Here is a 5,796-nt window from a genome sequence, read left to right on the forward strand (position 1 = left end):
CTGGCTCCAGTTCTACGCGGGCTTTGTTCGAGTGATAAGCGCATGATCGGTCACTTTACCGACGACGAGCGGGTACTCGAATTTGTGGGTAGCCACGATCTGGCCAAACTCGCGCCCTTAGGTACCTCGTGCCCTGATCACTTTCTGCGGACCAAGATTCAGCCTCTCGTGCTATCGCTGGAACCCAACGCCGATCTGAGCGATACCAAAAAAATCAAAGAGCAACTCACCTCCGCCTTTGAGGAATACCGTGTGCAGTACAACGGTTACTATCAGGCGCACAAGCGCGACAACAGTCCGGCGGTGCGCGACCCCAACCCGGTCGTGATTCTGTACCCCGGCGTGGGTATGTTCACTTTTGCCAAAAATAAGCAGACCGCCCGCGTGGCGGCGGAATTCTACACCAACGCCATCAACGTAATGCGTGGGGCTGAGGCTATCTCTGAATACACGGCTCTACCCCGTCAAGAAGCATTCGACATCGAATACTGGCTGTTGGAAGAAGCCAAATTGCAGCGAATGCCCAAGGAACAACCACTCTCGCGCCGCGTGGCTATCGTCACGGGTGGTGGCGGCGGCATAGGCAAAGCCATCGCCGACAAACTAGCCGCCGAGGGGGCTTGCGTGGTGCTGACCGACATCGCCGAAGACCGCCTTGTGGAAGCCAACGCTACTTACAAGCGTGATGTGTCCACCTACGCAGCGGGCGACGTTACAAAGCCCGACGCAGTGGAAAGTACTTTTGACAAAGCCTGTCTGGAATTCGGTGGCGTGGACATCGTGGTGCATTGCGCCGGACTTGCCATCTCGAAACCCCTGGAAGAAACGACCCAAAAGGATTGGGACATTTTACAGGATGTTTTGGTCAAAGGCCAATTCCACATGGCGCAGTCGGGCGTGAAGGTCATGCGGAAGCAGGGCTTCGGCGGCGACATCATCAGCATTGCCTCCAAGAACGGCCTGGTGGCTGGCCCGAACAACGTGGCCTACGGTACCGCCAAAGCCGCACAGCAGCACATGGCTCGCCTGCTCGCCGCCGAGTTGGGCCCGGAAGGAATCAAGGTCAATACCGTGAATCCCGACGGCGTGATCGTCGGCAGCAAAATCTGGGAAGGCGCCTGGGCCGAGGGCCGTGCCAAAGCCTACGGTATCACGGTAGAAGAGCTACCTGCCCACTACGCCAAGCGCAATCTTATGAACCAGATTATCCTGCCCGAAGACATCGCCAATGGTGTGTTCGCCTTCGTGGGGGTACTTGACAAGAGTACGGGGAATATTTTGAACGTAGATGGCGGTATGGCGAATGCGTTTGTGAGGTAGGGTGACATTGGATGCTGGACGCTGGACTTTCCAAAGTCCAGCGTCCAATGTCTAAAATCTAAATTATGAAAATAACCAAAGACCAAATCCAGGATTTCAACAAAACCGAAACCGCCGACCAAGCGGAACACTTGGGTTTTCTAAAACTGGCCTTAGATAAAAAGGGCATCGACGCCGAGGAGATCGTTGCCAAACTAGCCGATTTCCAGGTTGCGATTCCGAGTTGGGCTTTAGGTTCAGGCGGAACGCGCTTCGGGCGGTTCTCGATTGGCGGTGAGCCGACGAACCTGGAACAAAAGCTCGACGACATCGGACTGCTCCACGCCCTGACCCAAACCGCCGGAGCAGTGTCGCTGCACATTCCGTGGGATATTCCCAGGGACGCGGAAGGCATCAAGCAGCGCGCCGATAGCCACGGCATTGTGTTCGATGCGGTGAACTCCAACACCTTTCAGGATCAAAGTGAGCAAGAACAAACCTACAAGTACGGCTCCCTGGCCGACCGCCAAACCGCCGTGCGCGAACATGCCGTAGCGCACAACGCCGAGGTGATTCGTTACGGCAAAATGTTAGGATCGAAGTCGCTGACGGTGTGGCTGGCCGATGGCGCGAGCTTTCCGGGACAGAGCAATTTCCGACAGTCACTGCAGAACACCCAGAAATCCTTGCAGGAGATTTACCAAGAACTACCCGCCGACTGGCGGATGTTCATCGAGTACAAGCCTTACGAGCCGAATTTTTATTCCACCGTTATTCAAGATTGGGGTACTTCGCTGCTGCTGGCCGAAGGTTGCGGCGAAAAAGCGTTTTGCCTGGTAGATTTAGGCCACCATTTGCCAAACACTAACATCGAACAAATTGTAGCTACCCTGATGATGAAGGGAAAACTGGGTGGCTTTCACTTCAATGACAGCAAGTACGGCGACGACGACCTCACGGTTGGCAGCATTAAGCCGTACCAGTTGTTTTTGATATTCAACGAGTTGGTATTCGGCATGAATCATAATGATGCTAACAATCCCTCGCTCGCCTGGATGATCGACGCCAGCCACAACATCAAAGACCCGCTGGAAGACCTGATCCAATCGCTGGAAGCGATTCAACTCGCCTACGCACAAGCCTTGCTGGTGGACACGCCCGCCCTGCAAACCGCGCAAGAAAACAATGACGTTGTGCTTGGTCAGGAAATATTGCAAGAGGCCTACCGCACCGACGTCCGCCCGCTCATCCGGGAGGCAAGGTCAAGGAGGGGCGGAGCGCTAGACCCAATCGCGCTATACCGAAAAATGAATGTGCGAGAAAACTTAATCAAAGAAAGAGGCAGAAAAACCGTAGCCACTGGCCTGTAATTTTTTTCACTGTCAGCTGTCAACCGTCAACCGTCAACTGTCAACCGTCCACTGAATAAATGAAAGTCGCCCTATTCATTCCTTGTTACGTTGACCAATTTTATCCGCAGGTGGCCATTGCCACGTTGGAATTACTGGAAAAATACGGTTGCGACGTCCATTTCCCCAAAAACCAAACCTGCTGCGGGCAACCGATGGCCAACTCGGGTTTTGAACACCTGACGCACGGGTGTAATGATTTGTTTGTGGAAAATTTCACGGGCTTCGACTACATCGTCTGCCCATCGGGAAGCTGTACGATGCATATTAAGGAACATCTGGGCGTACCGGGCATTGCCGAAAAATGCTACGAGCTGACCGAATTCCTGACTGACGTACTGGTAGTGGATGATCTGAAAGTAAAATTTCCCTACAAAGTGGGCTTGCACCAAAGCTGCCACGGGCAGCGCGGCCTGAAAATCGCCCAAATGAGTGAGTTGAACGCCCCGCCTTTCTCCAAAGTCGAGCGACTGCTGGATCAGGTCGAGGGGCTCGAACTGGTCAATCTGGATCGCAAAGACGAATGTTGCGGTTTCGGGGGTACTTTCTGTGTAGCCGAGGAAGCGCTTTCCGTCAGGATGGGACAGGATCGCATCGCCGATCATATGAAGAACGGCACTCAGGTACTTACGGCGGGCGATATGTCGTGTTTGATGCACATGGAGGGGATTATTCGTCGGGAAAAGTTGCCCATTCGGGTGATGCATTTGGCGGAGATTTTAAACGGGGTCGAGGTTGAGGAATTGAATGTTTAGGTTCCGCCTGAAAATTTATCATTTGACTAGACGGGCGGGACGCCCGTACCACATACCACATCATGAACCACGCTGAATTAGCTGAGAACTTTATTAAAGATGCCGACCGCACAACCTGGCACGACGAAACGCTGTGGTTTGTGCGGAAGAAGCGCGATTTGGCCGCTTTCCAGATCCCGGAATGGGAAGCCTTGCGCGAAGTGGCCTCGCAGATCAAGCACAACGGCCTGTCCAATATGCACAACTACCTGGTGGCTTTTGAGGAAAAAGCGACCGCCAACGGGATCAAAATTCACTGGGCTATTGACGCGCTGGAACACAATCAGATTGTGCACCGCATCTTGAAAGAAAACGGAATCGCCGAGATCATCAAGAGCAAATCCATGCTCACCGAGGAGTGCCATCTGAACGAATATTTGGAAGAAAACGGGGTAGATGTAGTGGACACTGACCTTGGCGAGCGCATCGTGCAGTTGCGGCAAGAGAAGCCCAGCCACATCGTGCTTCCGGCTATACATCTCAAAAAGAAGGATGTTGGCGATACATTTCATAAACATCTGGGTACCGACGAAGGCAGCGAGGACCCACAGTACCTGACCGAAGCGGCACGTCAGCACCTACGCGAGAAATTCGTGTCGCGCAAGGCCGCGCTAACGGGTGTCAACTTCGCCGTGGCTGAAACCGGTGAGTTTGTGGTGTGCACCAATGAAGGCAACGCCGACATGGGCGCCCATTTGGCCGACGTCCATATCGCGTGCATGGGCTTTGAGAAAATTATCCCTGAGCGCAAGCATCTGGGTGTTTTCCTGCGGCTGCTGGCGCGTTCGGCCACCGGACAGCCGATTACTACTTATTCCAGCCATTTCAAGAAACCGCGCCCCGGTCAGCAAATGCACATCATTATCGTGGACAACGGGCGGTCGCAACAGTTGGGGCGCGAAGATTTTCGCAACTCGTTGAAGTGCATCCGCTGCGGGGCCTGCATGAATACCTGCCCCGTCTATCGGCGCAGCGGTGGCCATAGCTACCACTCTGCCGTGGCTGGGCCCATCGGCTCTATTTTGGCCCCGAACCTGGATATGCGCAAAAACGCCGACCTGCCCTTTGCCTCTACGCTCTGCGGCTCGTGCAGCAACGTCTGTCCGGTCAAAATTGACATCCACGATCAGCTTTACAAATGGCGGCAGGTACTAGTCAAGGAAGGCCACGTGCCTTTTTCCAAGAAAGTCGCGATGCGGGCGATGACCTTTACGCTGTCGCATCCCAAAGTATTCAATGCAGCGGGCAAGGTAGGTCGCGGGATGATGGGTTTGGTTCCGTTTACCGTCAGCAATGGGCTTAATCCCTGGTACAAGCAGCGCGAAATGCCCGCGCCGCCCAAAGAAAGTTTCCGTGAATGGTTTTCAAAAAATAGAAATGGACAGTAGAGCGAATATCCTGCAAGCAATTGCTAAGAATCAGCCCCCGGCTACGCCCTTGCCCGATATTTCGGATATTGCAGTCGTGGATTACCAGGTAGTGGAAAAATTCAAAACTACCCTCGAAGCTATTGGTGGACAATCAATTGAAATACAAACTCTTGAAGAAGTAGTTTCGTACGTAAAAACGTATTTTAACGAAGGCCAACGAGTCATTTCTACGATTCCAGAACTCGCACCCGTCGCCGAAACCGACTGGCAAACCCAAGACCCGCACACGTTGGAAAACGTAGAATTTAACATCCTGGAAGCTAAAATGGGTGTCGCCGAAAATGCCGCTCTTTGGCTCACCGAAGCCCAACTCGGCCAGCGCGTCGCGCCCTTCATTACCCAAAATCTGGCCGTCGTTCTTGACCCAAAAACCATCGTTGCTACTATGCACCACGCCTACGATCGCATCGCCAACGCCGATTACGGCTTCGGCCTGTTCCTGGCTGGCCCCTCCAAAACTGCCGACATCGAGCAGTCGCTGGTGCTGGGCGCGCATGGGTCGCGGAGTATGACGGTGTTTCTTTTGACTTCGTTTTCGGGTTAAAAGGCCAAATGGCGTTTTACGACTTCCCGCGCGGCGTCCGCTTATGCCCACGAACCGTTGACCATTAACCCTTTGACCGTTTGACCTAGTAATATGACTCAACCCAACAACCCCCTGCACGGCGTGAAGCTGGAAGATATTTTGAACCATCTGGTCGCCACCTATGGCTGGGAAGAAATGGGCGAGGTGGTGCCGGTTCGTTGCTTTACGCATGATCCCAGCGTGAAGTCAAGCTTGAAGTTTCTGCGCCGGACGCCCTGGGCGCGGAAGCGGGTAGAGGAGCTGTACTTGCAGAGTTTGGACTGACAAATCTTCTAAAA

6 protein-coding genes are annotated in these 5,796 nt (G+C 53.7%); all 6 read left to right on the forward strand.

All coding sequences use genetic code 11. From position 1 onward, the window contains the following. Window positions 1-1,320 (forward strand): bifunctional rhamnulose-1-phosphate aldolase/short-chain dehydrogenase (gene rhaD, locus ACEW8P_RS24915; protein WP_373515772.1); only part of this gene is annotated, 1,320 nt, incomplete at its 5' end. A gap of 65 nt (window positions 1,321-1,385) precedes the next feature. Further along, entirely contained in the window at window positions 1,386-2,669 is a 1,284-nt protein-coding gene (locus tag ACEW8P_RS24920) for a sugar isomerase (RefSeq protein ID WP_373515773.1), read from the forward strand. Window positions 2,670-2,728: 59 nt separating this feature from the next. Continuing rightward, window positions 2,729-3,463, forward strand: a complete 735-nt coding sequence (locus tag ACEW8P_RS24925; RefSeq protein ID WP_373515774.1) for a (Fe-S)-binding protein — start codon at window positions 2,729-2,731, stop codon at window positions 3,461-3,463. Window positions 3,464-3,525: 62 nt separating this feature from the next. Then, window positions 3,526-4,890: a lactate utilization protein B gene (locus tag ACEW8P_RS24930; protein ID WP_373515775.1), complete on the forward strand. Its 1,365-nt coding sequence runs from the start codon at window positions 3,526-3,528 to the stop codon at window positions 4,888-4,890. Then, window positions 4,880-5,476 (forward strand): lactate utilization protein C, encoded by a 597-nt coding sequence (locus ACEW8P_RS24935; protein ID WP_373515776.1) that lies wholly within the window; start codon window positions 4,880-4,882, stop codon window positions 5,474-5,476. The genes ACEW8P_RS24930 and ACEW8P_RS24935 overlap by 11 nt, the downstream gene beginning before the upstream one ends. A 93-nt stretch (window positions 5,477-5,569) precedes the next feature. After that, entirely contained in the window at window positions 5,570-5,782 is a 213-nt protein-coding gene (locus tag ACEW8P_RS24940) for a VF530 family DNA-binding protein (protein WP_373515777.1), read from the forward strand. The last annotated feature ends 14 nt before the right edge of the window (window positions 5,783-5,796 follow it).

It is taken from the genome of Persicitalea sp., from assembly GCF_041751555.1.
In the GTDB taxonomy this organism is placed as follows: domain Bacteria; phylum Bacteroidota; class Bacteroidia; order Cytophagales; family Spirosomataceae; genus Persicitalea.

What these genes read in the sequence shown, in the direction of transcription:
- ACEW8P_RS24925 (WP_373515774.1), top strand. Translation starts at nt 2,729, where the DNA reads ATGAAAGTCGCCCTATTCATTCCTTGTTACGTTGACCAATTTTATCCG.
- ACEW8P_RS24920 (WP_373515773.1), top strand. Translation starts at nt 1,386, where the DNA reads ATGAAAATAACCAAAGACCAAATCCAGGATTTCAACAAAACCGAAACC.
- ACEW8P_RS24935 (WP_373515776.1), top strand. Translation starts at nt 4,880, where the DNA reads ATGGACAGTAGAGCGAATATCCTGCAAGCAATTGCTAAGAATCAGCCC.
- ACEW8P_RS24940 (WP_373515777.1), top strand. Translation starts at nt 5,570, where the DNA reads ATGACTCAACCCAACAACCCCCTGCACGGCGTGAAGCTGGAAGATATT.
- ACEW8P_RS24930 (WP_373515775.1), top strand. Translation starts at nt 3,526, where the DNA reads ATGAACCACGCTGAATTAGCTGAGAACTTTATTAAAGATGCCGACCGC.